The sequence below is a fragment of the Kitasatospora sp. NPDC002543 genome (assembly GCF_053594915.1).
On the sequence record NZ_JBSFWR010000020.1, the window covers coordinates 67,333 to 92,099 of the forward strand.

Here is a 24,767-nt window from a genome sequence, read left to right on the forward strand (position 1 = left end):
AACTCCCCCGGGGCACCCCGCGTCGCCGCGCCCGGAGGTGCTCAGACCACCTTGGGCAGCACTCCGGCCGAGCCGGGCGGCCGGTCCTCCGCCCGCCGGAACCGGTGCAGCGCCGCCCGGCCCTCCGCCCCGCGCACCCGGGCGGCCAGCCTGGCCGGCAGCACCACGGTGGCCAGCCGGCCCTCGCCCCGGAACCCCTCGACCGCCCAACAGACCCAGGGGATCGGATAGTTGGCGGCCGGACTGAAGAGCACCGGGCGCTGCCCCTGGAAGCTGACCGCGTAGGCACCGAAGCCGCTCCAGTTGGAGAAGCTGAACCTGCGTGCCGCCGGGTCGAAGCCCAGCGGCACGCAGTCGCGCAGGCGCGAGCGGCCGAGGGTGGCCAGGAACCAGAGATTGGCACGGAGGTTGAGGTGCGCGGTCGGGAACTCCTCGACCGCGGTGCGCAGCGCGCCGGCCAGCACCGCCGGACCGTCCCCGGGCCGGTGCGGCAGATGGACCTCGCTCAGCAGGTTGCCCGTCAGCGCGGGCGACAGGCCCAGCCAGTGGCGCACGTTGACCGGCACGGTGAGCATCCGCTCCTCGCCGTCCCCGTCCAACTCCCGCAGGGTGCTGAGCAGGTGGGCGCAGAGCACGTCCCCGGAGGAGAGCCGCCGCCCGACCGCTGCCTCGAACTCCTCCCGCATCCGTGCCAGTTCGACGTCGGTGAAGGCGATCTGGACGATCCGGTTGGCGCGCGGCCCGGCCGCCACCTCGCGGGCGAGCAGTTCCGCCTCCTCCGCCGAGGGCAACCGGAAGCCGGGCCGGCCGCAGTCCTCGGCGGGGAGCACCTCGGCCAGCAACTCGTCCTGGTCGTCGACCAGTTCGGCCTCCGGAAGGGGCTCGCCCTCGACCGCCGCGGACCAGATCCGCAGCAGCAGCATGAAGCTGTTCAGGTCGCCGACCGCATGGTGCCAGGAGCAGCCGAGCACCGTGCCGCCGTCGGCCGTGCGGGTCACCCGGACGGTGAGCAGCGGGACGCCGCCGTCGCGGGCGGCGCGGGCGTCCAGCGGGGCGACCAGTTCGGAGCCGGGCGCCGTCGCCCGGCCCATCGCCCCGGCGAGCGCGCTCTCCACGGTGTAGAGCTCGAACGGCACGCCGGTGTCGTCGCAGACCGCCTCCAGGACGCCCTCGACGGTGCGCAGCCGGCCGGCGAAGACCGGGACCCGCTCCAGCGCGCGGGCCAGGCCGGCGGCGAGCCGCTCGTCGTCCAGCGGCTGTTCGAAGCAGAGCACGACCGAGACGGCGAGGTCGGCGAGCATGGTGTCCATCAGTCCGCAGCGCAGTACCCGGCCGGTGGCGTGCCCGGCCCGGACGGTTCGGGATCTTCGCAACTGCGGCCAGATGCTCATGGGTTCCGTTCCGAAGCACTCGACGACTTCCGGCGACACGCGATGCGTTCGCGGCGGCGCGCGATGTGTTCGCGGCGGCGCGCGATCCGCGGGCACGCCGAACGATAGTGGTGCGCGGAGGCAGTGGTCCAGTCCAATCCCGCACTCCGGAAGGGCTCTTCGCCCGCCGCGGCGGTGGGCGCGACGGTAGAATGCGCAGCGGGGGACAGCGCCCCGGCGCACCCTCCGTGCCGCCCTCGCGCCGCCCCCGTGCCGCCCCTTGTGCCGACCGCCGCGCCACCCCTCGCGGCCTTCGCCGCCCTCACAGCGTTCGCCACACCGGCGCACCGACGCACCGGCCGCCACATTGGCGCAATGACGCACCGGCCGCCGCGCCGGCCACCGCCCGGAGGGAGCCGTTCACCATGAACGCCGTGAGCCAGGTCTTCGCCGTGGTCGCCGCGTCGATCCACCTGATCGTCTGGCCACTGGAGAGCTTCCTGTACGGGCACCCCCGGGTACGCCATCTGCTGACCGGCAGCACGGCGGACGCCCCCGAGGTCCGGCTGTGGCGCGTCAACGTGGGCTTCTACAACCTGTTCCTGGCGCTCGGCCTGGTCACCGGCCTGGTCCTGCTGCACACCGGGCACCCGACGGCCGGGCGGGCCATGGTGCTCTACCTCGCCGCGTTCATGGTCGCGGGCGGGATCACCCTGTTCGCCTCGGAACCGAAGCTGTGGCGCGGCGCACTCGGTCAGGCCCTCCCGGCGGCCGCCGTCCTCGCGGCCGAGGCCTTCTGACCCGCCGTCACCGGTTTCGCCGGCCTCCGGACGGGCTACGAAACGCCTACCCCGCGACGGTCGCGGAGGCTGGGGGGCAGCAGTGGCCAGGATCCCGATCACCGACCGGTACGTCGTCAGCCTGGGCTGCCGGGTGAGCGTCGAACACGAGGCGGCCGTGACGAAGGTCAACTGGAGCGTGGCGCACCTGCCGCAGGGCGGATCACCCCGGCCCACCGGCGGGAACCGGGAGATCGGCGTCATCTGCCCGCGCTGCGGACGTTCCTTCGCCGTCCGAATCGAGACCGCCGCCAGGGCGCGGACCAAACAGGTGGTCCAGCGGGCGCTGGGCTGGCTGCTGGTGCTCTCCCTGCTGGCCACCGTCCCGCTGCTGATCCAACTGGGCGGTCAGACCGTCGAGGAGGGCGACGAGCAGACCGTCGACCACATCGGACTGCTCTTCACCCTGGCCGCGGTGGGCGTGATCGTCGGCCCGTCGCTGCTGTTCAGCGCGGGCATCCACAGCGGCGTCGGGAAGCTGCGGCTGCTCGGGGCCGACGGGCGGAAGAGCATGTGGGTGCGGGGCCACCGGCTGTTCTGAGCCGAGCGACGCCGGCCCCGGCCGGGGCCCGTCGTCCCGTTCTCGTCACCCCGTGCCCGTCGTCCCGTTCTCGTCACCCCGCGCCCGTCGACACCTCGCCCCGGTGCCGCACCCGGGTGGCGAGCAGCGCGCCCAGCGCACCGGTCACCAGCCCCCAGCCCGCCGCGAGCGGCACCGCCGTCCAGAGCACCGGGCGCAGGGTGAGGCTGCCGCCGCCCGGCCCGGCCAGCGGGCTCTCGCTGCCGAGCACGGTGCCCAGCAGCCCGGCCAGGCCGCCCTGCCCGAGGCCGACGCCGAGCACGGAGAGCCCGTAGTCGGCGTCCATCCGGGTCCACAGCCCCACCAGCAGCACGGCGACGGCGGCGGCTAGCGCGAACCGGACGGCGTGCTGCCGGAGCCGCACGCCGCGCGGTGAGCCGCGGGCCGCCAGGAACGCGGCCGCGAGCAGCAGGACGGCCGCCACCGGCAGCAGCCACCAGACCCGCGCGTCCTGCTGTGCGAGGGCGCCGAGGTCGATGGTCGCCTGCCCGCCCCCGGGCGTGCGCAGCACGGCGCTGAGCGGCCCCGGGACGGGCAGGCCGAGCGTGCCGACCAGTTGCCCGTGCCACTCCGCGCCGAGCCCGACGCCGAAGGCCAGCCAGACCAGGTCGGGCAGCGCGAGCAGTAGCACGGCCAGGGTCTGCCGGGCGTTGCCGTGCACGATCGCGGTCAGCACTCCGGCCACCGCACCGATCGCCAGGTACGCCAGCAGAACCAGCCAGAGCGCGAACGCCGCCGGTCGGACCGCGAGCTGGTAGCGCATCAGGGCGGGCGGGAGCGGGGCCCGCCGGGACACCGCGAAGGTGGCCGCGAGCACCACCAGCAGCCAGGCCAGCCCGATGCCGACGGTGGTCGGGCCGTCCGCCCGGAAGCCGACCTCCGGGGTCAGCCCGAGCGCACCGCCGATCGACTGCGCCAGGTCGTCGCCGAGCGGGACGACGAAGCTGTGCCGGGCACCGAGGGTGAGCAGCACCAGGGCCAGCACCCAGAGCAGTGCCGTCCGGCCGATCCGCCCGAGCAGTTCGCCGCCGCCCGCGACCGCGCGGAAGCGCAGCTGCCGCAGGAAGACCTCGGCCATCGCGACCGCGCCGACCACCGAGACGCTCAGCGGCATCGCGCTGATCTCCGCCCCGAGTGCCGCGAAGCCCCCCGCGCCGCCGTCGAGTTCGACGGTGCCGCCGACTGCGAGCGCGAGCGTCGCGGCCAGCACGGCGGGGACGCCGCCGTCCGGGAGGTCGTCGGCACCGGCCAGCCAGAGCCCGGGCACGGCCACCGCCACCATCGCGACCAGCCCGGCCAGCACGACGGCGAGCGCGTCCAGCCAGCCGCGTACGCCGCCGGGCGGGCCCGCGGCCCGGGTGGTGGGCTGGTGCATGCCGCCTCCTCCTCGCTCGCGGGGTCCACCGCGGCCGGCCGGGCGCGGGGGCGGTCCGCGCCCGATCGACGGTCCGGTCGGTGTCCGTCGGCTCCCGGCCGGTGTCCGCCAGGGCTTCCAGAGTGGCGGACGGCCGACGGGCACGCTCGGCGACGCCCCGCGCACCCGCTGCGGCGGCGAGCGGGGGTGACGGAACCCGAAGCGGAGACCGGCGGCAGTCGCCGGCCGCGGCGGCCACCGTGCCGATCGCCGCCCGCCGGGCCGCCGGGACTCGGCCGTTCCGCCCGCGCCGGAGGCCACCATGCGGGCCCCGACCGATCCCGGGCAGCCCCCGTTCACCCCGTCGGCGCAGCAGCCGGGTGGCGCACGCCGCCGCGGGGCGACGGCACCCGCGCGCCCCTCAGGGCAGCAGGACCCGCGCGTCCTCGGGGCCGAGCACCCGGCCGTCCGCCGAGTGCACCTCGACCGGCGCGACGGGCGCGCCGGACCGGCTGTCCACCAGGCGCGCCCGGGGCTCACCCTCCGTGAAGAACCACTGGTCGCCCCACTGCCGCAGCGCCGTGATCACCGGGAACAGCGCGCGGCCCTTCTCGGTGAGCAGGTACTCCTGGTAGGGGCTGCCGTCGGCGGCCGGCGCGAGCTCGAACACCCCGTTGGCGACCAGGTTGGCGAGTCGGGCCGACAGGATGTTCTTGGCCAGGCCGAGGTTCTTCTGGAACTGCCCGAAGCGGCGCAGTCCGTCGAACGCGTCCCGGACGATCAGCAGCGTCCAGCCGTCGCCGACGACGTCGAGCGGGCGGGCGACCGGGCAGGTCGACTCCTCGTGCGTGGTGCGTTTCGGCACTTCTCCCACCTCTCAGCGCCCTGCGGTCGGCGCCCAGCCTACCGATCACATTGTGGTTGCTTATCGAAACCACGATATGCCATGGTGTCGCGGTATCACTTTGAAACCACCTTGCCCTCCGAGGGAGTCCGCCCATGACCTCTCCCAGCGACCTGGCCGACGACACGGCCGACGCCCGCACCGGTGCCCCACCACGCGGCCTGTCACCCGCCGTCGCCTGGCTGCTCTCCGTCGCCTGCGGCCTCGCCGTTGCCAACGTGTACTACTCGCAACCACTGCTCGACCTGATCGCCCGGGACTACGGCATCGCCCCCGCGACCATCGGCCTGGTCGGCACCCTCACCCAGACGGGCTACGCCCTGGGGCTGCTGCTGCTCGTGCCACTCGGCGACCACGTAAACCGCCGCACCCTGATCACCTCCCAGCTCGGCCTGTCCGTCCTCGCCCTCCTCGCCGTCGCAGTCGCCCCCTCCGCCCCGCTGCTGCTCGTCGCGATGGCCGCCGTCGGCACCCTCGCGGTCGTCGCCCAGGTGGTCGTCGCCTACTCCGCCCAACTCGCCGCCCCGGGCGACCAGGGCCGGGTGGTCGGCACCGTGACCAGCGGCATCGTCGTCGGCATCCTGCTCGCCCGCACCGTCGCCGGGACCATCGGCGACCTGGCCGGCTGGCGCGCCGTCTACGTCGTCTCCGCCGTCGCGACCGCCGCCATGGCCCTCGCCGTCGCGGCCGCCGTCCCGTCCGAGCGGCACCGGACGGCCGAACGGATCAGCTACCCGCGCCTGGTCGGCTCGGTGTTCACGCTCTTCGCCCAGGAGCGCGTGCTCCGCACCCGGGCCGTCCTGGCGCTGCTCGGCTTCACCTCCGTGACCGTGCTGCTCACTCCGATGGTGCTCCCGCTCGCCGCACCCCCCTTCGAACTCAGCCACACCCAGATCGGGCTCTTCGGACTCGCCGGCGCCGCCGGAGCGCTCGGTGCCGGGTACGCGGGCCGCCAGGCCGACCGCGGCCGGGCCGAACGCACCACCGGCATCGGTCTGACGGCCATGCTGGTCGGCTGGATCCCGGCCGTGCTGCTGCCGCACTCGGTCTGGTGGCTGGTGCTCGCCATGGTGGTGATCGACTACGGCCTGCAGTCCGTCCACGTCGCCAACCAGCACCTGCTCTACCAAGTCCGCCCCGAGGCGCAGAGCCGCCTGACCGCCGGCTACATGCTGCTCTACTCCGCCGGCTGCGGCGCGGGCGCGATCCTGTCCACCGTCGTCCACGACCGCGGCGGCTGGACGGCCGTCTGCCTGCTCGGCGCCGCCACCAGCCTCCTCGCGCTCGGCTACTGGTGGACGGCGGCCCGCCGGTGACGGCCGTCCAGCCCCCGGCCGCCTACGCGTTCGCCGACGACGCCGCGGCCAGGACCTCCCGCAGGGCCCGTATGCCCTCGCGCCAGGCCGGACCGCTCTCCGTCTCGTCCCACAGCTCCGCGAGCTCCGACTCCTCCGCCACCACCCGGTCGAGCGCCCGCACCGCGAGCGGCCGGAGCTCGGCGGAGAGCGGCGGCACCGGCTCCTTGGGGCCGTAGGCCGTGGTCACCGCCGCCCCGCCCGGGCACTGGGCCGCCACCAGCGCGGCGGCGGCGACCGCCTCCACCGCCTCGTCGGAGTCCAGGAACTCCTCCGCCCCGACCGCGCTCAGCAGCGCCGACCGCAGCAGCGCCTCGCGCTCGCCCGGTGCCGCGTCGTCCAGGCCGCCGCTGAAGTCCGCCGCCGAGTCGTTGTCGAAGTGCCCGATGTCCCAGGTGCCCATGCCGATCCCCTCACGCCGTTCGTGTTCGTGTGCGACGGATGCTTGCACACCCCACTGACAATCCGCCGGGCCGACGGATATTCGCTGGTCAACGCGGCGGCGGTGGGGCAGGGTGCCCTCATGACCACCACTCAGGGGCTGGACCGGGACGGCTTCATCGCCCGCGAGGGCTCGCTCGACCGCGTGCCCCCGGCGTTCGCGCCGGTGGTCGCGGCCGCCCGCGAGCGGATCGCCGCGGCCTTCGCCCCCGAACTGCTGCACAGCGCCTACCTCTACGGCAGCGTCCCGCGCGGCACCGCGATCCCGGGCGTCTCCGACCTCGACGTCCTGCTCGCCCTGCACCACGAACCCACCCCCGCGGACCGGGCGGCGGCCGGCGCCCTCGGAGCCGCGCTCGACGCCGAGTTCGCCCAGGTCAACGGCGTCGGCGTGGAGCTCGCCGGCGTCGGCACGCTGCTCAGCGAGCTGGAGCGGCACGACCTCGGCTGGATGGTCGCCTGCCTCTGCACCCCGCTGCTCGGCGAGGACCTCGCCACCCGGCTCCCCCGCTACCGCCCCACCTCGCTGCTCGCCAGGGAGACCAACGGCGACCTCGCCCTGGTTCTCCCGCGCTGGCGCGAGGGCCTGGCCGCCGCCACCACGGACACCGAGCTGCGCGGCCTCTCCCGTGGCATCTCCCGCCGGCTCGTCCGCACCTGCTTCACCCTGGTGATGCCCCGTCGGGGCGGCTGGACGAGCGACCTCGCCGCCTCCGCCGAGGCCTTCGCCGCCCACTACCCCGAGCACGCCACCCACGCCCGTCTCGCCGCCGCGATCGCCCGCACCCCCACCGCCGACCGGTCCGCCCTGACCGCGCTCGTCGACGGCCTGGGCTCCTGGCTCGCCACCGAGTACGCCGCCGTCCACGGCGTGAAGGCGCCCCGCCCGTGACGGAACCGGCGGGCGGCGAGCCGCCCGCCTGTGCGCGGGGCCTTCCCCGATTCGGGACGCGTGCGGACCGGTGCCGGGGTTCTCGCGTGCGGGCCGCCGGAGGGCCGTTGGTCCCGAAAACCGGGACCAAGGAACCATCTTCAGGGGAATCGGACGGCACGGCCTCCCCTTCTTTTTCGTGATGTGTCACGATATTCCCGCGACCGCACCACCGCGGCGGCCCCGAGAGAAGGCCTCCCGCCGGGCCCTTGTGAAGGTCCTTCACCACACGGTCCGGGCAGCAGCCACCGCATCGCGCGACGAGGACGTGCCGGCCCTCGGCCTCGCCCCTGCGGCTGGCACTCGGCGCCCAGGCGCGTGACGGCCTTTCGGGACGGCGCAGCCGACACCGGCGAGGGCGGCCCGGCCGACGGGCTCGTCATCAGCCGCGTTGCCGGAACGGCAACGGGCTGCGCTCCCGCCGCGGCCATCGGAGGTTCCGTCGACGGCCCGGGTGGTGCGGTCACCGGCCTGATCAATGGCCGGCTCGTGGCACACGACCCCATCGCCCGCGACGTCGAAGCGGACTCGCATCACGGCGAGCCATCACGAACGGGAGATCTTGCCCATGCTCCGAACGGTCCGCCGGGGCCTCGCCCGGATCCCGGCTTCTCCGGTCCTGTTGTCCGACCTCCTCTGGGCGTCGGCGATCCTGTTGTCCTTCGTCCTCGGACCTCGATCAGCCTCTGTTCGGGAAGGCGCCTTCTGTCTGACCCTCGCGACACTCGTGGCCCTTCGCCACCGAGCACCCGCGCTCGTGGTCACCACCGGTTCCGCGGTCTGGGTGATCCAGGCCGCGGTCGGCGTCCACGCATCCGTGTGGGGCGTCGGCTATCTCCTGCTGGTCCACGCCGCGGGAGAACTCGCCACCGGCAGGCAGTCGTGGCTCCCTCTGATCGCTGCTTCGCTCAGCGCCCTCCTGGTCTCCTGGAAGGCCCCGGTCTTCCTCGTCCCGATCGTCCTCTGCTGGAACTGGGGCCGAAGGAGCAGAGAACACCGTGCCCGGCTGAGCGAGTTGAAGGACCGCGCGGCGCGGCTGGAGCGCGAACGGGAGGAGATCCGGTCGAAGGTGGTGGTCGCCGCCGAGCAGGCCAGGATCGCCCACGAGCTGCACGACGTGGTCGCCCACAACATCTCGGTGATGGTCATTCAGGCCGACGCCGCCGCCTGTGTGCTCGACAGCTCCCCGCAGCAGGCGAAGGAGATGGTGGACACCATCGCCTCCACCGGACGGGCGGCCCAGATCGAGTTGAACCGCCCGCTGGGCATACTGCGCGGCAGCTGAGCGGGCAGGTTCGATCAGGCACCCGCTGTGACCGGCCGGCCGGCCGCCGACGCAACGCACCAGTGACCCGGGGCTCGGGGCTCGGGGCCGCAGCCGCCCGGGGTGCCGGTCACCACAGCGGGTGGCCAGAGAGCGGGCGGACGGGCGGACGGGCGGACGGGCGGACGGGCGACAGCGGGACGTCAGCCCGCCGGCCGCCGGTTGCTCTTTCGGTAGGCGGAGGGGGTGATGCCGTGCGCTCTCCGGAAGGCGCGCCGCATCACCTCGGCACTGGAAAAGCCCGTCGACCTCGCCACCGTCTCCAGGCTGTCCTGCGGGCACTCCACCAGCCTTCGGCAGGCCGCCTGCAGGCGCACCTGGGCGACGTACCGGCCCGGCGACAGGCCGGTCTCGGCGGTGAAGGCACGGGTGAACTGACGGGGCGACAGGGCTGCTCGGGAGGCGAGCGTCTCGACGGTGAGTTCCGCGCCGGGGTGGTCGACGATCCACTCCAGTATCCGCCGGAGTCCACCCCTTCTGGCCGCTGCCAGCCGTAGCTGGGTGCTGATCTGTCCTTGGTTGTGGGTCCGGCGGAGGAACACCACCAGCTGTCGGGCGACCTCCAGGGCAAGGTCCGGACCGTGATCGGCCTCCACGAGGTCCAGGGCCACGTCGATGCCGCTCGTCATGCCGGCCGATGTCCACACCCGCCCGTCACCGGCGTAGACCGGCTCGGAGTCGCCCCGCACGGACGGGAAGCACGTGGTCATGGCCGGGGCGAGCCGCCAGTGCGTCACGGTGCGGCGCCCGTCCAACAGGCCGGCGGCGGCGAGCGTGAAGACGCCCCCGTACACCGCGACGACCCTGCGGATCTCGGAGGCGTGGTCCTTGAGCCAGTCGACCACGTCCGGGTCGATCGAGGCACAGGGGATCACCACGGTGTCGGGTGGGGGCTCCTCCGCCAGCGCCGCCTGCGCGACCACGACGAGTCCACCGCTGGCGGTCACCGACCTTCCGCCCGGGCTGGCCGTGCGCAACCTGTACGCAGGTCGGGCACGACCCGACTCCGAAAGGCGGTTGGCCCATTCGAAGACCGTCATCGGTCCGGTGATGTCGAGGGTTTCCATGTCATCCGACAAGACGAAGAGCAGGTTCCGGTTCGTCATGGAAGGTCATGAAAGCCGCAAACAGTGGCAAATGCCAAGCTCGATGCACGGATGCGCCCCGGGGTAACACGGGGTTCACAACGGCCGGGATCCATCGGGACACATGTCCCACCGTGAAGGACATCAGGCCCCGAGAGCCTGCCGCACCAGCCGTCAGCGAAGGCAGGATCTGATTCGTCATGTTTCGCCCGGATATCGGGCCGAATGGAAAGAGATCGACCATGCGAAGCCCCTGCCTCTTCCCCACGACGACAGCCGTCCTGACGGCCCCCCTCCTCCCGGGAACCACTCCGGCCGCGCAGGCTGCCGACGGCTGCACCGACTCCGCCCGGGACAACCGCTCGTGATCACCGCCGCGATCATCACGCCGGTGCCCGAGCACCGGCAGCGGGCCGCACTCCGGCACCTGTCCGAGGGCCGGTCGGCGGACGCGCTGAAGGCGTTGCGGGACGAGTCCGATCTACCGCCTGTCCACGCTCCCGCCGCGCTGGCAGTACTGGCGAAGCGCAACCTTCCGGTGACCGCGGAGGACGCGGCCGCGGTGCTCGCGGAGCACGAGCCCGCGCTGCGGGACGCGCTTCGGGGCCTCCTGGGAGCAGGGCGTCGCCGTGAGGCGCTGCTTCTCCTGCGGGAGGCCACGGGAGTGGGCGTCATCACCGCCCGGCGGATCGCGGCCAGGATCGCACCGGCCCCGTCCTGAAGCCTGCCGCAGAGCGCGGGCCGTCCGCGATCAGCAGCCGTTCCACGCCCCGTCGAGGGCCTGGAACGGCTGCCGAACGCCTTTCAGACCGCGCACGTGACAGGGGAACACCGCCGGTCGGCGCACATCCGATGACGCCCCCGCTCCGCCGCGCCCCGCCATTCCGGGCGGCGACAGCCGCCGCGGATCCCGGGTTCTCTCACCATCCGTACAGGATGGTGGCGAGTTCGGCTTCGATGCTTTCTTCGGTGGACTCCTCTCCGACCGGAATCAGCGCTTCGGTCCGGGAGAGGAAGGCGGACAGCGGCGCCACCGAGGCGAAGAGCCGGGCGGAACCCTCGGGGGAGAAAAGCGAGATGCGAACCTTCGAGAGATCCTTGCCGACGGGGCAGACGCGGATGTCCCCCTCACCGACCGGTCCGCGTATCCCGTCGACCAGCAGTTCCCGCGCGAGGAACCAGGTGACCGGCGCTTCGTCGGGAAAGCGGAAGGCGAGTCGGACGGCGTACGGATCGCTGGTGGTGTATTTCAGGCCCACCGGAACACGGAGGGCACCCCCGGCCGGAAGCGCGAGGTTCATCACCAGGCATCCCTGAACTGTCATGTGCTGCATGGCGTCAGTACCTCTCGTTCAGCCCGTGTGCCGACGACGCTCGGTCGGATGGCAGGCAGGCATGTCTTCGACGGACTTTGCGACGGGTTATGCAACTGCTCCCCTGCCAGGTCCGGCCCGAAGCCCCGGGTGGGGATTCGACACCGCGCAACGGACTTGGAACAGAGGCCTTTCACGCCGGAGGACGGTCGCCCGGCCGAGCGCTGGGGCAATGGCTTGTGGGCCGATTCCCTTGGGGCAACCCTTGCCATTCGACGGCTCGGCTCGCAAGGAGTGACGCGAAAGATTCCGGAGAAAGGACTCAAAGCCCCACCGCAGTGGGACGTGCGGCCCAGGAGCAACAGGTCGGAACCCGCAATTCAGGACGGAAATGAGACCTACCGCCCGTGCGGAGACCTCGGATGCATCGCTCGTCGCTATGCTTCATTCCATTCGATTGACACCCGGCTGCTGCGCTCGAATCGCGGAAAGGTCCCGGCCGCGTGGGAGAGGGGACTCCTCCCCGGGCCGGCGGATCACGACAGCCCCGTCAGGTACGACGGAGAGACCGCTCCGGCGTTCCGCCCCCCACCACCCAGGATCTCCGGAACCGAACGACTCGGCACGGCACGGCACGGCCGGTCATTCGCCGGACGGACACCCGTTTCCGAGAACAGAGGAGCAACCTCGCATGCGTAAGGATCAGTTTCCCTTGGCTGCCCTGGCGGCTGCTCTGGCCGCTGTCAAGGCAGCGGCCAGGGCAGGTGCGAGGCCCCGGCCGGGCGGTCCCCCGAAGGCTGCTCCCGGCAGCCTGTCGCTGCGGCACGACGCTCGTTCCGCGCCGGGTCCGGAGCCGATCGGGGACAGCCCGGTGGGCCGAACCGGCTTCATCCCGCGGATGAGGCCGAGGAGCGAGGACTGACCGGCCGGCGGTGTCATCGCCTGGCGGAGGAACGCGGCCGGCCGACGGAGGAAGCGCGCCGGGGTCTTCCGGCTGGAGGTGCGCCGGCGGGCCCGATCCGGCCCTCGACGCCCCGAGCCTCCGGCCGGTCGCGGAGCGCGGTTGCGGCAACGGCCTCCGCCGGAGCTCCCGGCCGGCTCCCCGCCCGGGCCGGGCACCGAGCCCGGGCCGAGGAGCCGACCGGGGCTGAGCACCCGCCGTTGCCGGGGCCTCAGTCCACGCACGGGATCCCGCCCGCCTTCACGGGCGGCCCCTGCATCGGCAGCCCCGCCGCGGGATCGGCGGAGGGGTCCCCGGCGGGCCCGGTGGCCGCGGCGGCGGACGGAGCGGCCGACGGGCTCGGGGTGCGGATGACGGCGAGGGTGACCAGGACGCGGCCCGCCGGGACCACCGTCGAGTAGGTGGCGGTCACCCCGTAGCGGGCGGCGAGGCGCTGGGCGTCGGCCCTGGCCCCGGGCCCGTACACGACCGAGGTGGCCCGGGTCCTGGCCGGGGCGTCGCCGATCCGGCCCGCCTGGTAGCCGAGTTCGGCCAGCGCCCTGGACTCGTTGGCCGCCGCCCCCGCCCCCGCGGCCGCGTTGACGTCGACCACCGACTTGGGCGCCGCGCTCGGCGTGGCGGTGGGCGAGGGGGCCGGTTCGCCCGACGCTTCCCCGGGCGTGGCGGCCGGGGCGGCCGGGGCGGGCTCGTGGTTGAACAGCTGCCGGACGATCCGCCTGATCAGCTGCGGGTTGACGGTGTTGACCTCCTGTCCGCCGACCGTCTTGAAGCCGCTGATCGGCAGGGTGTTGAACTCCACGTTGCCGCCCGTCAGGTTGGGCGCCTGCTGGGCGAAGTCGAGGATGTTCCACTCGTCGTCGATGACCACGTCCTTCTTCACCACCGCGAACAGCTTCTGCATCTGCCCGAAGTCGTTCAGGATGCCCTGCTGCTTGAGCTTGTACTCCACGGAGGACAGGAACGCCTGTTGCCGGTGGGTGCGGTCGAGGTCGCCGTTGGTGAGGTGGTGGCGCTGGCGGACGAAGGAGAGCGCCTGCGCGGCGTTGAGCGAGCTGATCCCGGCCGGGAGCCTGAGGCCGGTGCCGCCGCCCTCGTGGGTGGCGGTGCGGGCGATGATCGGGTCGTCCACCGGGTGGTTGAGACAGACCTGGACCGGCTCGACCGCCTTGGCGATGTCGTAGAAGCCGATCAGGTTCACCTCCGCGAAGTGGTCGATGGGGACGTCCAGGAAGCTCTGCACGGTCTGGATGGTGGCCGAGCGGCCGGCCTCCCGGCTCTGCCGTTCCAGGGCCGCCTTGGAGAGCCCCTTGCCCGCGAGCTTCTGTTCGGCGGCCTCCTTGGCGATGCCGTACGCCTCCTTGATCTTGTGCATCCGGCCGTCGGCGCCGACGGTCTGCACGTAGTCGTCGCGCGGGACGGAGAGCGCGGTGACCCTGCCGCCGTTGGCCGGGATGTGCAGCACGATCAGGGCGTTGGTGTTGTAGCCGCCGATCTCACTGGAGCCGGCGTGGAGTTCGTCCTCCACGAACTGCCTGGGCAGGTCGTTGCCGTCCATGTCCTTGCGGCTGTCCAGGCCGATCAGCAGCAGGTTGACGGACTTGTCGAGGTGCGGCGGGGCGTTCCTCTTGGCCTCGCTCAGCGCGGTGGACTTGATCATGCCGTCGTCCAGGCTGCGGTACTCGTACCAGGTGAAGCCGCTGGCACCGAGCACGGCGGCCGAGACGGTGCACGCGAGGGTGCGCCCGGCGACGGTCAGCGGGGCGGCGGCGCGGATCGGGTCGTGGCCGCGCCGACCGCGGCCGACGGTACGGCCGTTGCCGCGCTCAGCCACGGCGGCCCCTTCCGGCCGGGGCCGCCGTCCTGCCGGTTCGGCGGCGTACAGGTACCGCCCGCCTGCGGCGGCCCGCCGCGGTGCGGAGCGCGATGACGGCGAGCGCCACCGCCACGGCCGCGGCCATCACCGGGAACGCCCCGACGACCCAGCGCAGCGCGCCGGTGCCGAGGTTCTTCCCCCGGTAGCTCCCGGGGTGCGCCAGGTACTCCACGCCCGAGGCGGTGAGCAGCACCACGACCGGGGCGGCCGTCACCACCCACCACCGGCCGGTCCGGCTGCAGAGCAGCGCCGCGGCGGCCGTCCCGAGCACCGAGCCCACCGTGAACAGGAGGCCGACGCCCGGCCCGTCGAGTTCGTCCGCGACCGCTCCGAGCAGCGGCAGCCCGACCGCCGAGAGCGCGGCCGCGATGCCGCCGCGCCGGCGTGCCTGCTGCCGGCGGCGGGCGGCGCCGGGGCGCGGCGCGCGGACCTGCCGGGGCGCCCCCGGGCCCGTGGCCGCGCCGGGGCCGCCCGCCGGGGCCGCACCGGCCGTCCGGGAGCGCTGGGCGGGCAGGGCGCGGTCCTCGGTGCGCGGTCCCGCGTCCTGGTACGGCGTTCTCGCCCGCTGACCGGCCATGCGCACTTCCCTCGATCGTTGCGGCCGCGGCGGCGCGATCGCACCGCCGCGTGTGCCGGGACGCCTTCGGACCCGGTGACGTCCGGTGGCATCCGGTGGTGTCCTGGCGTGGTCCTGCCGGTGTCCTGGTGGGACCCCTTCCTCTACATTGCTGTAGAAGATGGGCTGGAGCATACAAACCCATTTCAGCAAAGTCATCCGCTGCCACCCGGCAGCGACGGACCGCCCGGTGGGCCGTCGTTAGGATGGTCATGATCCCCGCCACGTCGGCACACCATCAGGAACGCATCAGAGGAGCAGAGCGTCACCATGTTTGAGAGTCTGAAGAACCTCGCGGACAAGGCCACCGACCTCGCCCGCGAGCACGGCGACGTGATCGGCCAGGGCCTGGACAAGGTCGGCGACGCGATCGACGACCGCACGGACGGCAAGTACAGCGGGCAGATCGACACCGGCGTCGAGAAGGCGAAGGGCTTCCTGCGCAACCTCGACGGCGACCAGAAGCCCGCCGAGTAACCTGCCACAGGGCACGATCAGCCGCACGGCGGTCGAACGGGCGCACGGGCGAACGGGGAGGGGCGGCAGCGGTGAGCGAGGAGAAGAAGGGGTCCGGCCGGGCACGCTGGCTGGTGATCGGCATCGTGGTGGTGGCCGGACTCGGACTCGTCCGCGGCAACGGCCACGGCGACCCGACCTCCGCCGACCCCTCCCCGACCGCCGCCGCCCCCTCCGGCCCCGCCGCGGGCGCCGCGCCGTCGGCCGGATCCTCGGCGGCGCCGCCCAAGCCCTCGAAGCCCTCGGGCCGCTACGACCCGGCCGACTACGCGGCACCGGTCCGCCAGTACGCCGCCGAGGCCGGGGTCGATCCCCAGCTGCTGATGGCGATCCTCTACAACGAGGCGTACAAGCCGCACGACCCCGAGCTCGAACGGGCCTGGCAGCGCGGCAAGCCGGACGCCTCCTTCGGCATCGCCAACATGCACCGGGCCGCCTTCGACGACACCAAGCCCGGTCGCCCCTTCGCCTCCCGGCAGTGGGAGGAGCTGCCGGACGACCGGAACCTGGCCGTCCAGGCGGCCGCCTGGCACCTGCACGACCTCGCCGCGCAACTGCCCGCACGCCCGGGCGTGTCGCTCACCCGGGACGAACTGATGGCCCTCGGCTACAACGCGGGCGCGGGCAACATGCTGGCCTTCGCCCGGGGCGTCAAGATCGGCTCCCAGGCGCAGTCCTACCTCGACCGGCTGCGCGACAACTGGTCGAAGTCCGGCGAGGCCGTCAAGTAGCGCCCTGCGGCGGTCAGCTGACGGCGACCCGGGCGGACCAGACCCGCCGCCAGGCCAGCGCGTCGGAGACCCCCTCCGCGAGGCCGCGCCGCGGCTGCCAGCCGAGCAGGTCCCGTGCGGTGTCCACGACGGCGTAGCAGCCGATCACGTCCCCCGGCCGGGGCCCGGCCTCCCGCACGTCGAGGCTGGTGCCGACGGTCTGTTCGAAGGCGGCGATCAGCTCCCGCACGGTGGTCCCGTCGCCGGTGCCGACGTTGATCACCCGGTAGCGGTCCGCCACGCCCGGGGCGATCACCTCGTCGAACCTGAGCAGCGCCGCGACGTGCGCCTCGGCGAGGTCCTGGACGTGGACGTAGTCGCGGATGCCGGAGCCGTCGCGGGTCGCCCAGTCGGTGCCGGTGACGGTGAACGGGGTGCCGGTGGTGTGCGCCTCGATCAGCTTGCCGAGGGCGTGGGTGGGGTTGAGGTCCTGGAGGCCGGTGCGCAGCTGCGGGTCGGCGCCGATCGGGTTGAAGTAGCGCAGGGCGATGACGCGTTGGCGCTCGGCGCCCTCGCCCCGGGTCCAGTCCTGGAGGACCTGCTCCATCATCTGCTTGGTGCGCGCGTACGGACTGCCGGCGTCGACCGGGCTGCTCTCGTCCACCCGGGCGTCGGGGGTGGGGGCGTAGATCGAGGCGGAGCTGCTGAAGACGACCCGGGTGCAGCCGTGGCGCTGGAGGGCGTCCAGGAGCTCGACGGTCTTGGCGACGTTCTCCCGGTAGTAGTACAACGGCTTGGCCACCGACTCCGGTACGACGATCTTCGCGGCACAGTGCACGGTGGCGTCGATGTCGGGGTGCTCGGCGAAGATCCGGTCCAGCAGGGCGGCGTCGGCGATGTCGCCCCGGTAGAAGATCCGGTCCGCGACGAACTCGGTCCGGCCCCGGGAGAGGTCGTCCAGCACGACCGGGGTGATCCCCCGGTCGAGCAGGGCGGAGGCGACGGTGCTGCCGATGAATCCCGCACCGCCGGTGATCAGGACCTTCTTCATGCGCGGACGCTCCCTTGCGGTCGTCCGGGCGCCCGATGGCGCCCGGTGACCGGAAAGGACGTCGTTCGCACCCGGCCGGTTCCGCCGGCCGGAGGCACCGCACCGGGCGGCTCAGCCGTGGTGGCGCCGCAGCCAGAGCCCGGTGGCGACCAGGACGACGGCCGCGCAGGCGGTGCCGATGGCCGCCCAGGCGGTGGCGTCGGAGGTGGTGGCGTGGACGGGCCCGGGCGCGACCTGCCGGGCGGAGACGGGGGTCGCGGTGGTCCCCGCCTCCGGGGCGGTCTCCCGCAGCGGGGCGGGCGCCACCTCCGCGGACCGCGGCGAGGCTTCGGCCAGTGCCGGGCTTCCCGGCCCCGGGCCCCCCGGATCGGAGATCAGGACGGTGTCGATGTCCAGTTCGCGCTCGCCGTGCCCCCGGGCGGGGGACGCGCAGTCCACCGTCACCCGCCAGTGCCCGACGGGAAGGATCTCCCGGGTGGTGTACGTCCCGGGGCGGTCGGGGACGGTGACCAGGCGCCAGGGGCCGACGGCACGGCCGTCGGAGGCCGTCGCGGAGAGCGTGCCGACGAACTCCCCGGTCACCGGGTCGTGGTCGTTCTCCCAGGTGGCGACGGTGCTGACGCGGCCGTTCTGCTGGCCGGTGACGTCCAGGTGGACGCTGTCGCCGTGCGCGGAGGCGGGCACGGCGGCGGCGAGCAGGGCCGCGGTCGTGAGGGTGAGGGCGGCGAGGTCGGGGCGGGTTCGCATACGGGAGGGTCCTCGGGGCGGTGTGGGGGCAGGGACGCGGGGAACGGCCGGTGCCGGGAACGGCCGCCACTGGGTGGGCGGCGGCCGTTCCCGGCACCACGGACCTTCGGGCCCGCGGGTCTTGGGGCCCGCGGGCGTCGGCGGCTCGGGCCGGAGGGTTCGGCCCGCGTACGGGCCGTCCGGTTTTGGGGACTCACAGGAACAGCCTTACCCCGATCGACTCACGAGGCCCTCGGCAACGACCAGTTCCGGTAAAGAACGTTCCTCGGCCGTTGCCGACCCGGCGGGCGGCCGGCCCGGCACCACCACCCGGCACTCCCGCGCGCCGCCTCGCGCCCGGGCCGGACCCGGGTCAACCGGGGGCGGAGAGAGCCGAGTTGCGGCGTCCGCGGCGGCCCACCGGCGCCCGGACGCCGCCCGCTCCCCCGGCCGCGGATCCGCGCGCAGGCCGTGGCACACCGTCTCAAGACGGCCGAATTCGGCGCGATCTGACTGATCGCCACCTCGGAATCCCGCACCGGACGCCCGAGTTCGCGCGGCCCGCCGTTCCCGAACACCACCGCGCCCCCTCCGCCCGCCACGGCCCGCGTCCCTCGCTGTGAAGGGGGGTCGAGCCTTCCGACACTCCGGAGAGCACGGGAGGCGGGAGGGAATAACAGAAACCTCCTGCGAAATTCACCGGGCGTTCGGACGCGCGGGCAGCCACGACGACCCCGGGCACGGCGAAGGCCGGAGAGCGCGGCCGTGCGGCGCGCTGCCCGGCAGGACGTGCCACGGGCGCCGACCGACGGGCGACGCCCCGCCCGGAACCCGCGAGGGTCAGGCCGCGACCTTCACCGGCCCCGCCCCGAAGGCCGCCGCGGCCACCCCGGGCCGCACCGCCACCGTCGTCGCCGCGGCGGCGCCGCACCCCCCGTGCAGCCGGGCCAGCCCGGCCGCCAGGGCGCCGCGGTCCCCGGCGAGCCAGAGCCGCAGGGCCGCCGAGAGCGCGGCGCTGGCCGGCCCGGCCGCGGGGCCGCCGGTGCGCACGAGCCGCTCACCGAGCAGCGGCAGCAGGTCCGCGACCGGGGCGGGCAGCCACAGGGTGAGCGCGAACGGCGCCGGCCTGGCCAGAACCCGCAGCAGCGGCAGGACGCAGGCGTCGTCGTGCAGTGCGGGGATGACCTCCAGCAGCCCGTCCACGGCCACCTCGGAGACGTCGCCGCCGTGCCCGCGCGCGAGGTCGCGCAGCAGCGCGCGCTCGGTCGCGGTGATCCGGACGGTCAGCATGACCTCGTCGCAGTCCATGGTCCCGGCCCCTGTCGTGGAGAGTTCGTGGTGTGGTCGTCGCGTCGCGGTGTCAGTCCTGTGCCGACAGGGTTCCTGCCCCGATCCGGCCGTCCGATACCGGCACTATCAGGCCGTAGTGGCCGTCGAAGCGGCGGTAGAGCACCCGGGCCCGGTGGTCGCCGGGGTCGGTCCAGCCGACGAACGGGCGGCCGGTGAGCCAGAGCCGGCGGGCCGCCTCGGCCAGGTCGAGCCGGGGCATCGCCCCAGTGCCGGCGACGCACAGTTCCGCCGCACCGCTCGGCGAGCAGCGGTGGATCACGGTGTCCCGGCCGGTCCCGGCGTCCACGAAGAGGTGGAACCGCCGGTCGAGGGCGAGCAGTTCGAGCGCGGCCTGGTCGGGGCCGCGGCGGGCCGGCCGGACCGCCTTGTGCCGGGCTATCCGCCGCTGGGCGAGCGGGCGGTCGGCGAACTGCGGGCGGTAGGCGCTCTCGTACGCGACGGCGTAGCCGATGTCGCCCTGCTCGCGCAGTCGGACGGCCCGGCCGGCGAGCGTGCCGAGCACGAGGTCGACCGACTCCCGCTCGGTGCCGGTGGCCAGCTGCACCCGGACCGGTCCGACATCCGCCAGCTCGACGTCCGCCTGGGCCAGCGCGGGCCGGGTCACCGACCGGTTCCGCGAGCGGGTCAGCCGCAGCCGCAGCGCGTGGGCGTCGGGGCCGAGCGCGGTGGCGGTGGCCAGTGCCCGGGCCCGGGCGTACTCGGCGTCCTCGCGCGGCAGCTCGCCGCGGATCTCCACCCGGACGTCGAGGGCCGGCCGGTGGCGCAGACGGGTCATCAGGTTCCTCCTTCTTCGCATCCATGCTGTCCTTCGCACGCCCGTGCGGCGAGGGTCCAAAGACCCTGCCCCGCCGACAGGCCGCGGACCACCCGTACGGACGCATCCGCGCAGGTCAACACGGAGCTTCGAGCACGCACGAAAGGGTCGATCCACTCGGCCGTTGGAGTGATCCCCGCACATTCGGCGCAACGCTCGGGAAACCGGCGCGTTTGCCCAACGTGCGCCCTCCCGCCGGGGGCGCGCGCGGGGTCCGCGCCGAACGGTCCCCCGACTCCCGCTCGGCCCGCCGATGCCGCCGGGCACCTTCGCGCCAACCATTCCGACGAGAGGTAGTGTCATGTCCCTGCTGACCGAAACCCGGAAGCTGATCGTCCCCCCGAGAACCGCACCCGGCCCCTCCCCGCTGACCCGCGCCGCCGTCCCGCCACTGGCCCCCGGCGCCCTGCCCGGCCTCGGGCACGCCGGCGCCCTGCTGCGCGACCCGCTCGGCTTCCTCGGCTCGCTCTCCCGCCACGGCGGGGTGGTCCGCATCCGCCTCGGCCCGCGCACCGTCTGCGTGGTCACCGACGCCCGGCTGGTCCACACGCTGCTCGTCGCACTGGCGCACGACTGCCCGCGCGGCGCCGTCCAGGACACCCTCAAGACGGCCTTCGGCGACGGCCTGCTGATGTCCGAGGGCCAGGCCCACCGGGACCGCCGCCGGATCATCCAGCCGGCCTTCGGGCCGGACCGGATGGGCGAGTACCTGGCCGTGATGCAGCAGGTCACCGAGGAGCGGATCGAACGCTGGCACACCGGGCAGGTCCTCGACGTGGCGAAGGAGATGAACCACCTCGCACTGGAGATCGTCACCCGCTCGCTGTTCGACGCCCGGCTCTGCGAGGAGGCCACCGTCGCCTTCCACCGGGCGCTGCCGGACCTGGTGAAGGGCCAGATCGTCCAGTCCCTCTACCCGAATCCGGCGCTCGCCCGGCTGCCGCTGCCCGTCAACCGGCGCTTCGACGACGCGGTGCGGGTGCTCAACCGGGTGGTCGACAAGGCCGTCGGCGGCCGCGCCGCGACCGAACCGGGCGGGGAGGCCCGGCGCACCCTGCCCGACCTGCTGCGCGCCGCGACCGACCCGGCCACCGGCTGCCCGCTCACCGAGGCCGACGTCCGCTCCGAGGCGATCACCATGTTCGGCGCGGGCACCGAGACCGTCTCCACCACGCTCACCTGGCTGCTGGACGAGCTGCTGCGCCGCCCCGAGGTGGAGTCCCGGATCCTCACCGAGCTGGACGAGCACCTGCCCGCGGGCACCGCCCCCACCCCGGAGGCGCTCGCCCGGCTCACGTACACCCGGGCCGTCACCCAGGAGGTGGTGCGGCTGCACGCGCCGAACGCCTTCCTGATGCGCACCGCCCAGGTGCCGGTCGAGCTGGGCCCGTACCGCGTCCCGGCCGGCACCGAGCTGCTGTACAGCCTGACCGCGCTGCACCGCGACCCGGTGCGCTACCCGGAGCCGACGAGCTTCCGGCCCGAGCGCTGGCAGGACGGCGGCAGCACCGGACGGCCGTCCTTCCTGCCGTTCGGCGCGGGCAAGCACAAGTGCATCGGCGAGGCCTTCGCGTGGGCGGAACTGACCGTCGCGGCCGCGACGATCCTGCGCCGCTGGCGGCCGGTGGCGGTGCCGGGCGCCCGGGCCCGCGAGGTGGTCTGGACGACGGTCCAGGCGCACGGCCTGCGCGTGCGGCTCGCGCCACGGGGCTCGCGCTCCCCCCGCGGGGGCGCCGCGGCGTCCGCCCGTGAGGGTGACGCCGCCTCCTCACCGGGAGACACAGCCCCCTCCTCGCACAGTGAGCCACCACTCCGGTGCCCGTTCACCGGCGCCGTCCGCGCGGCCTCCGCCATGGCCCGCGCCGGCGACGCCCCGCCCGGCCCCCGGCAGCGCGGCGACCTGCGCCACGCCGCCGACCGGCACGCCGACTGGGCGGTCCGCCGCGGCCTGCTCAGCCCCTCGGAGCTGCCCCGCTACCGGGCCTACGCGCTGCACGAGCTGATCGGCCACGCCTTCCCCCGCGTCCGGGGCGCCGAACTCGACCTCCTGCTGGACATGCTGGGCTGGTTCACCATCCTGGACGACCGTTTCGACGGCCCGCCCGGCCGCCACCCCACCGAGGCCCGCGCCCTGGTCGACCCGTTGGTCGCGGTCCTCGACGGCGCCCGCGAGAGGAGCCCGTCCGACAGCCGACTCCTGCTCGCCTGGCGCGAGTTGTGGAATCGCCAGAGCGCGTCGATGTCCCCCGAGTGGCGCGCTCGGGCGGCCCGGGAGTGGCGCGCCTGTCTGGCGACCTTCCCCGCCGAGGCCGAGCACCGGGCCCGAGGCACCGTCCCCGCTCTCGGCCTCGACCTCACGGACACCATGAGGCTGCGCCGGCACGGCAGTTGCCTCTACCCGTTCATGAACATAATGGAACGGGTCCACGGCGCCGACGCCCCGGCCGCGCTGCACGCGGAACCCGCGCTGCACCAGCTGCGGGCCAACACCGCCGACGCCGCCACCCTGATCAACGACCTCTACTCGCTGAGGCGCGAGGAACGGCAGGCCGGGGCCGCGTTCAACACCGTGCTCACCCTCCAGCGGGCCCACGGCTGCACCCGCGGCCGGGCGGTCCACGCGGTGCGCGCCCGGGTGGTGCGGCTGCGGCAGGAGAGCGAGGAACTGCGCCGGGAGCTGCTGCACCGCCACCCGGCCGGGCGCTGGTACCTGGACGGCACCCGGGAGCTGGTCGCCGGCGTCCAGGCCTGGAGCAGCACCAGCGACCGCTACCTGGTGCCGGACCGCGAAGGACATCGGTGAGCGGACCGCTCCGGGCGCGCCTGCGGGCGCCCCGCTTGCGGGCTCGCCGTTCCCAGGTGCGCCGCTTCCGGGCGCGCTACTTCCGGGCGCGCCGTTCCCGGGTGCGCCGTTCCCGGGTGCGCTACTTCCGGGTGCGCTACTTCCGCCCGCCGAGCGCGAACAGCAGCAGCACGAAACCGGCGAACAGGTGCGTGGCGAAGATGTAGATGCCCGCGCGGATCAGCATGGCCTTGCGGCGCCGCTTCTCCTCGCTCGTACCGTCGTTGCTCGTGCTGTCGCTCATGGTGGTGTCTCTCCTCGGGTCGGACGGACGGGCCGGGCCGGGTTCAGCGGGGCCGACCGCCCGGGGCGCGCAGCTCGGTGAGCAGCGCGCCCTGGTCGGTGATCAGCTCGGTCAGGATCCGGCGGGCCGCGCGCAGCAGCTCGGCGACGTCCGGGGTGCTGAGCGCGTACACCACGGTGTTGCCCTCACGGGTCGCCGTGACCAGCTGGGTGCGGCGCAGTACCGCGAGCTGCTGGGAGAGGTTCGACGGCTCCACCTCGATCTCCGCCAGCAGCTCGCGCACCGGCCTGGGGCCGTCCTGGAGCAGCTCCAGGACCCTGATCCGCACGGGGTGGCCGAGGGTGCGGAAGAACTCCGCCTTGGCCTGGTACAGCGGTACCGGCATGGTCCGTGCGCTCCCTCGGGTCCGGCTCGGTGGTCGTCCGGCCGGGCGGGGATTCGGTGCCGCGGCCGGTAGGCATCATCGCGACAGATGAAGATTTCTTCAAGTCGTCACTGCGCGCCGGCCCTCGTCGAGGCCCGGGCCGGGGGCGCTCCGCCGGCGGGACGCGGCCGCCGCGGGACCGCTTCGCGGCCGCTGCCGGGCCGCACCCGGCCCGCGCCGGGGCATGCGAAAGCCGAGCCCGGGACGCTGCCAACTCCCGGGCTCGGCAGACACGGTGACGAGCCGTCAGCAGGCTACAGGCACATCCACCGCGGCCGGTACCTGGCCGCTCCAGAAGCCCTCGACGTCGAAGGACACGTGCACGGTGGAACCGCACGGCACGGTGGCCGTGGCGCCGTCGACCCGCACGGTGGACACCTGGAACACGGTGCGGCCGTTGACCGTGCCGAGCGAAGCGCCACCGGCCACGTTGGCGGACAGGTGGGTCACCAGCTCCTTCGGCGCCGGCGGCCACGGGGTGCCCGGGGACGGCGGGCCGGCCAGGCCGATCTTGCCGAAGACCGTGACGCTGTCGCCGGTCACATCGGCGCAGGCGTAGGTGGCCAGGCCGGCCTGGAGGCTGTAGGAGCCGCAGGTGGTCACGGTGGTGGCGGCGGTGGCGGCCGGGGCGGCGGCGAACGCGGGAACGGGGGCCGCGAGCAGGGCGACGGCGCCGGCGGCACCGGCGGCGATCCGGGCGATCCGGTTCATGGGTTCCTCCTGGAGGGGACGGGAACGGACTATGACAGGTGGCGTGGCACATATGACATTTCATAGGCCCACAGACAGAAACTTTGCCATGCGATTCACATGCCCAGATGCCGCTTTACCCTTAGAACCGAATGCCTGACCAAAATCAGACCTTCGATGGCGCAATCACTCTCGGACGGTCGAACGTTCGCACCCTGCCAGGCGACGCCCGCGTTGAACCGGGGTGAACCGCATCCGAACCGCCGCCGGGACGACCCTCCTCCTGCTCGCGCTGCCGGCCGCCGCGCCGCCGCCCGCCGCGCTCCTGGGCACCGATATCCGCCGCCTGCCCACCGAGGAGCGGATCCTCGCCCGCACCTTCAACGCCGCCTGGAACGTGACCGGGCTCGACACCGCCCTCGGCGTCCTGCACGACCTCGCCACCTTCTCCCGC

General features: G+C 74.0%; 25 protein-coding genes. 9 read left to right on the plus strand and 16 right to left on the minus strand.

Going from position 1 to position 24,767, the window contains the following annotated elements; genetic code table 11:
- Positions 1–41 precede the first annotated feature (41 nt).
- Positions 42–1,391: an acyltransferase gene (locus tag ACWD4P_RS11945; protein WP_449779487.1), complete on the minus strand. Its 1,350-nt coding sequence runs from the start codon at positions 1,389–1,391 to the stop codon at positions 42–44.
- A 404-nt stretch (positions 1,392–1,795) separates the two neighbouring features.
- On the opposite strand from ACWD4P_RS11945, the gene ACWD4P_RS11950 reads away from it, so the two are divergent.
- Entirely contained in the window at positions 1,796–2,170 is a 375-nt protein-coding gene (locus ACWD4P_RS11950) for a DUF1304 domain-containing protein (protein WP_449779488.1), read from the plus strand.
- Positions 2,171–2,252: 82 nt separating this feature from the next.
- Entirely contained in the window at positions 2,253–2,750 is a 498-nt protein-coding gene (locus ACWD4P_RS11955; RefSeq protein ID WP_449779489.1) for a hypothetical protein, read from the plus strand.
- 73 nt (positions 2,751–2,823) lie between these two features.
- On the opposite strand, the gene ACWD4P_RS11960 is transcribed toward ACWD4P_RS11955, so the two are convergent.
- Together ACWD4P_RS11960 and ACWD4P_RS11965 are read right to left on the minus strand one after the other, a co-directional pair.
- Positions 2,824–4,164, minus strand: coding sequence for a streptophobe family protein (locus ACWD4P_RS11960; RefSeq protein WP_449779490.1), 1,341 nt, complete (start codon positions 4,162–4,164; stop codon positions 2,824–2,826).
- Positions 4,165–4,564: 400 nt separating this feature from the next.
- Positions 4,565–5,008: a winged helix-turn-helix transcriptional regulator gene (locus tag ACWD4P_RS11965; protein ID WP_449779491.1), complete on the minus strand. Its 444-nt coding sequence runs from the start codon at positions 5,006–5,008 to the stop codon at positions 4,565–4,567.
- Positions 5,009–5,142: 134 nt separating this feature from the next.
- On the opposite strand from ACWD4P_RS11965, the gene ACWD4P_RS11970 reads away from it, so the two are divergent.
- On the plus strand, positions 5,143–6,363 hold the full coding sequence (locus tag ACWD4P_RS11970) for an MFS transporter (RefSeq protein ID WP_359829309.1): 1,221 nt from the start codon (positions 5,143–5,145) through the stop codon (positions 6,361–6,363).
- A 22-nt stretch (positions 6,364–6,385) separates the two neighbouring features.
- Here ACWD4P_RS11970 and ACWD4P_RS11975 read toward each other — a convergent pair whose 3' ends face one another.
- Entirely contained in the window at positions 6,386–6,805 is a 420-nt protein-coding gene (locus tag ACWD4P_RS11975; protein WP_449779492.1) for a DUF4259 domain-containing protein, read from the minus strand.
- A 120-nt stretch (positions 6,806–6,925) separates the two neighbouring features.
- On the opposite strand from ACWD4P_RS11975, the gene ACWD4P_RS11980 reads away from it, so the two are divergent.
- Both ACWD4P_RS11980 and ACWD4P_RS11985 read left to right on the plus strand, forming a co-directional pair.
- Positions 6,926–7,735, plus strand: a complete 810-nt coding sequence (locus ACWD4P_RS11980) for a nucleotidyltransferase (RefSeq protein WP_449779493.1) — start codon at positions 6,926–6,928, stop codon at positions 7,733–7,735.
- Positions 7,736–8,501: 766 nt separating this feature from the next.
- Positions 8,502–9,059 carry a histidine kinase dimerization/phosphoacceptor domain-containing protein gene (locus ACWD4P_RS11985; protein ID WP_449779494.1) on the plus strand — a complete coding sequence of 186 codons (558 nt, stop codon included), beginning with the start codon at positions 8,502–8,504 and terminating at the stop codon, positions 9,057–9,059.
- Positions 9,060–9,241: 182 nt separating this feature from the next.
- Here ACWD4P_RS11985 and ACWD4P_RS11990 read toward each other — a convergent pair whose 3' ends face one another.
- Entirely contained in the window at positions 9,242–10,204 is a 963-nt protein-coding gene (locus ACWD4P_RS11990) for a GlxA family transcriptional regulator (RefSeq protein ID WP_449779495.1), read from the minus strand.
- Positions 10,205–10,547: 343 nt separating this feature from the next.
- Between ACWD4P_RS11990 and ACWD4P_RS11995 the strand changes: the two genes are divergently transcribed.
- A complete protein-coding gene (locus tag ACWD4P_RS11995) occupies positions 10,548–10,904 on the plus strand; it encodes a hypothetical protein (protein WP_359829314.1) in 357 nt (118 codons plus the stop codon).
- Positions 10,905–11,103: 199 nt separating this feature from the next.
- On the opposite strand, the gene ACWD4P_RS12000 is transcribed toward ACWD4P_RS11995, so the two are convergent.
- The 3 genes from ACWD4P_RS12000 to ACWD4P_RS12010 form a co-directional block, all read right to left on the minus strand.
- Positions 11,104–11,517, minus strand: coding sequence for an SsgA family sporulation/cell division regulator (locus ACWD4P_RS12000; RefSeq protein ID WP_359829315.1), 414 nt, complete (start codon positions 11,515–11,517; stop codon positions 11,104–11,106).
- Positions 11,518–12,668: 1,151 nt separating this feature from the next.
- The gene (locus ACWD4P_RS12005; RefSeq protein WP_449779496.1) at positions 12,669–14,288 is read right to left on the minus strand and encodes an LCP family protein; all 1,620 of its coding nucleotides are present in this window, start codon (positions 14,286–14,288) and stop codon (positions 12,669–12,671) included.
- The gene (locus ACWD4P_RS12010) at positions 14,281–14,907 is read right to left on the minus strand and encodes a DUF6542 domain-containing protein (RefSeq protein ID WP_449779497.1); all 627 of its coding nucleotides are present in this window, start codon (positions 14,905–14,907) and stop codon (positions 14,281–14,283) included. Before ACWD4P_RS12010 ends, ACWD4P_RS12005 begins: the two co-directional genes overlap by 8 nt.
- A gap of 309 nt (positions 14,908–15,216) precedes the next feature.
- Here ACWD4P_RS12010 and ACWD4P_RS12015 point away from each other — a divergent pair, with 309 nt between their 5' ends.
- On the plus strand, positions 15,217–15,423 hold the full coding sequence (locus ACWD4P_RS12015) for an antitoxin (RefSeq protein ID WP_359831297.1): 207 nt from the start codon (positions 15,217–15,219) through the stop codon (positions 15,421–15,423).
- Between the two features lie 71 nt (positions 15,424–15,494).
- Positions 15,495–16,193 carry a lytic transglycosylase domain-containing protein gene (locus ACWD4P_RS12020; protein WP_449779498.1) on the plus strand — a complete coding sequence of 233 codons (699 nt, stop codon included), beginning with the start codon at positions 15,495–15,497 and terminating at the stop codon, positions 16,191–16,193.
- A gap of 13 nt (positions 16,194–16,206) precedes the next feature.
- On the opposite strand, the gene galE is transcribed toward ACWD4P_RS12020, so the two are convergent.
- The 4 genes from galE to ACWD4P_RS12040 form a co-directional block, all read right to left on the minus strand.
- Positions 16,207–17,223, minus strand: a complete 1,017-nt coding sequence (galE, locus tag ACWD4P_RS12025; protein WP_359831301.1) for a UDP-glucose 4-epimerase GalE — start codon at positions 17,221–17,223, stop codon at positions 16,207–16,209.
- Between the two features lie 111 nt (positions 17,224–17,334).
- Positions 17,335–17,970, minus strand: a complete 636-nt coding sequence (locus ACWD4P_RS12030; RefSeq protein WP_449779499.1) for a hypothetical protein — start codon at positions 17,968–17,970, stop codon at positions 17,335–17,337.
- An 819-nt stretch (positions 17,971–18,789) separates the two neighbouring features.
- Entirely contained in the window at positions 18,790–19,257 is a 468-nt protein-coding gene (locus ACWD4P_RS12035) for a hypothetical protein (protein ID WP_449779500.1), read from the minus strand.
- A 52-nt stretch (positions 19,258–19,309) separates the two neighbouring features.
- The gene (locus tag ACWD4P_RS12040; protein ID WP_359831683.1) at positions 19,310–20,074 is read right to left on the minus strand and encodes a sigma 54 modulation/S30EA ribosomal C-terminal domain-containing protein; all 765 of its coding nucleotides are present in this window, start codon (positions 20,072–20,074) and stop codon (positions 19,310–19,312) included.
- A 340-nt stretch (positions 20,075–20,414) separates the two neighbouring features.
- Between ACWD4P_RS12040 and ACWD4P_RS12045 the strand changes: the two genes are divergently transcribed.
- A complete protein-coding gene (locus tag ACWD4P_RS12045; RefSeq protein ID WP_449779501.1) occupies positions 20,415–22,916 on the plus strand; it encodes a cytochrome P450 in 2,502 nt (833 codons plus the stop codon).
- Between the two features lie 136 nt (positions 22,917–23,052).
- Here the strand turns inward: ACWD4P_RS12045 and ACWD4P_RS12050 are convergent, their stop codons facing one another.
- The 4 genes from ACWD4P_RS12050 to ACWD4P_RS12065 form a co-directional block, all read right to left on the minus strand.
- Entirely contained in the window at positions 23,053–23,199 is a 147-nt protein-coding gene (locus ACWD4P_RS12050; protein ID WP_359831167.1) for a DUF6126 family protein, read from the minus strand.
- A gap of 43 nt (positions 23,200–23,242) precedes the next feature.
- Entirely contained in the window at positions 23,243–23,584 is a 342-nt protein-coding gene (locus ACWD4P_RS12055; protein ID WP_049656769.1) for an ArsR/SmtB family transcription factor, read from the minus strand.
- A gap of 285 nt (positions 23,585–23,869) precedes the next feature.
- Positions 23,870–24,334 carry a hypothetical protein gene (locus tag ACWD4P_RS12060; protein ID WP_449779502.1) on the minus strand — a complete coding sequence of 155 codons (465 nt, stop codon included), beginning with the start codon at positions 24,332–24,334 and terminating at the stop codon, positions 23,870–23,872.
- A gap of 145 nt (positions 24,335–24,479) precedes the next feature.
- Positions 24,480–24,746, minus strand: coding sequence for a hypothetical protein (locus ACWD4P_RS12065; protein ID WP_449779503.1), 267 nt, complete (start codon positions 24,744–24,746; stop codon positions 24,480–24,482).
- Positions 24,747–24,767 lie beyond the last annotated feature (21 nt).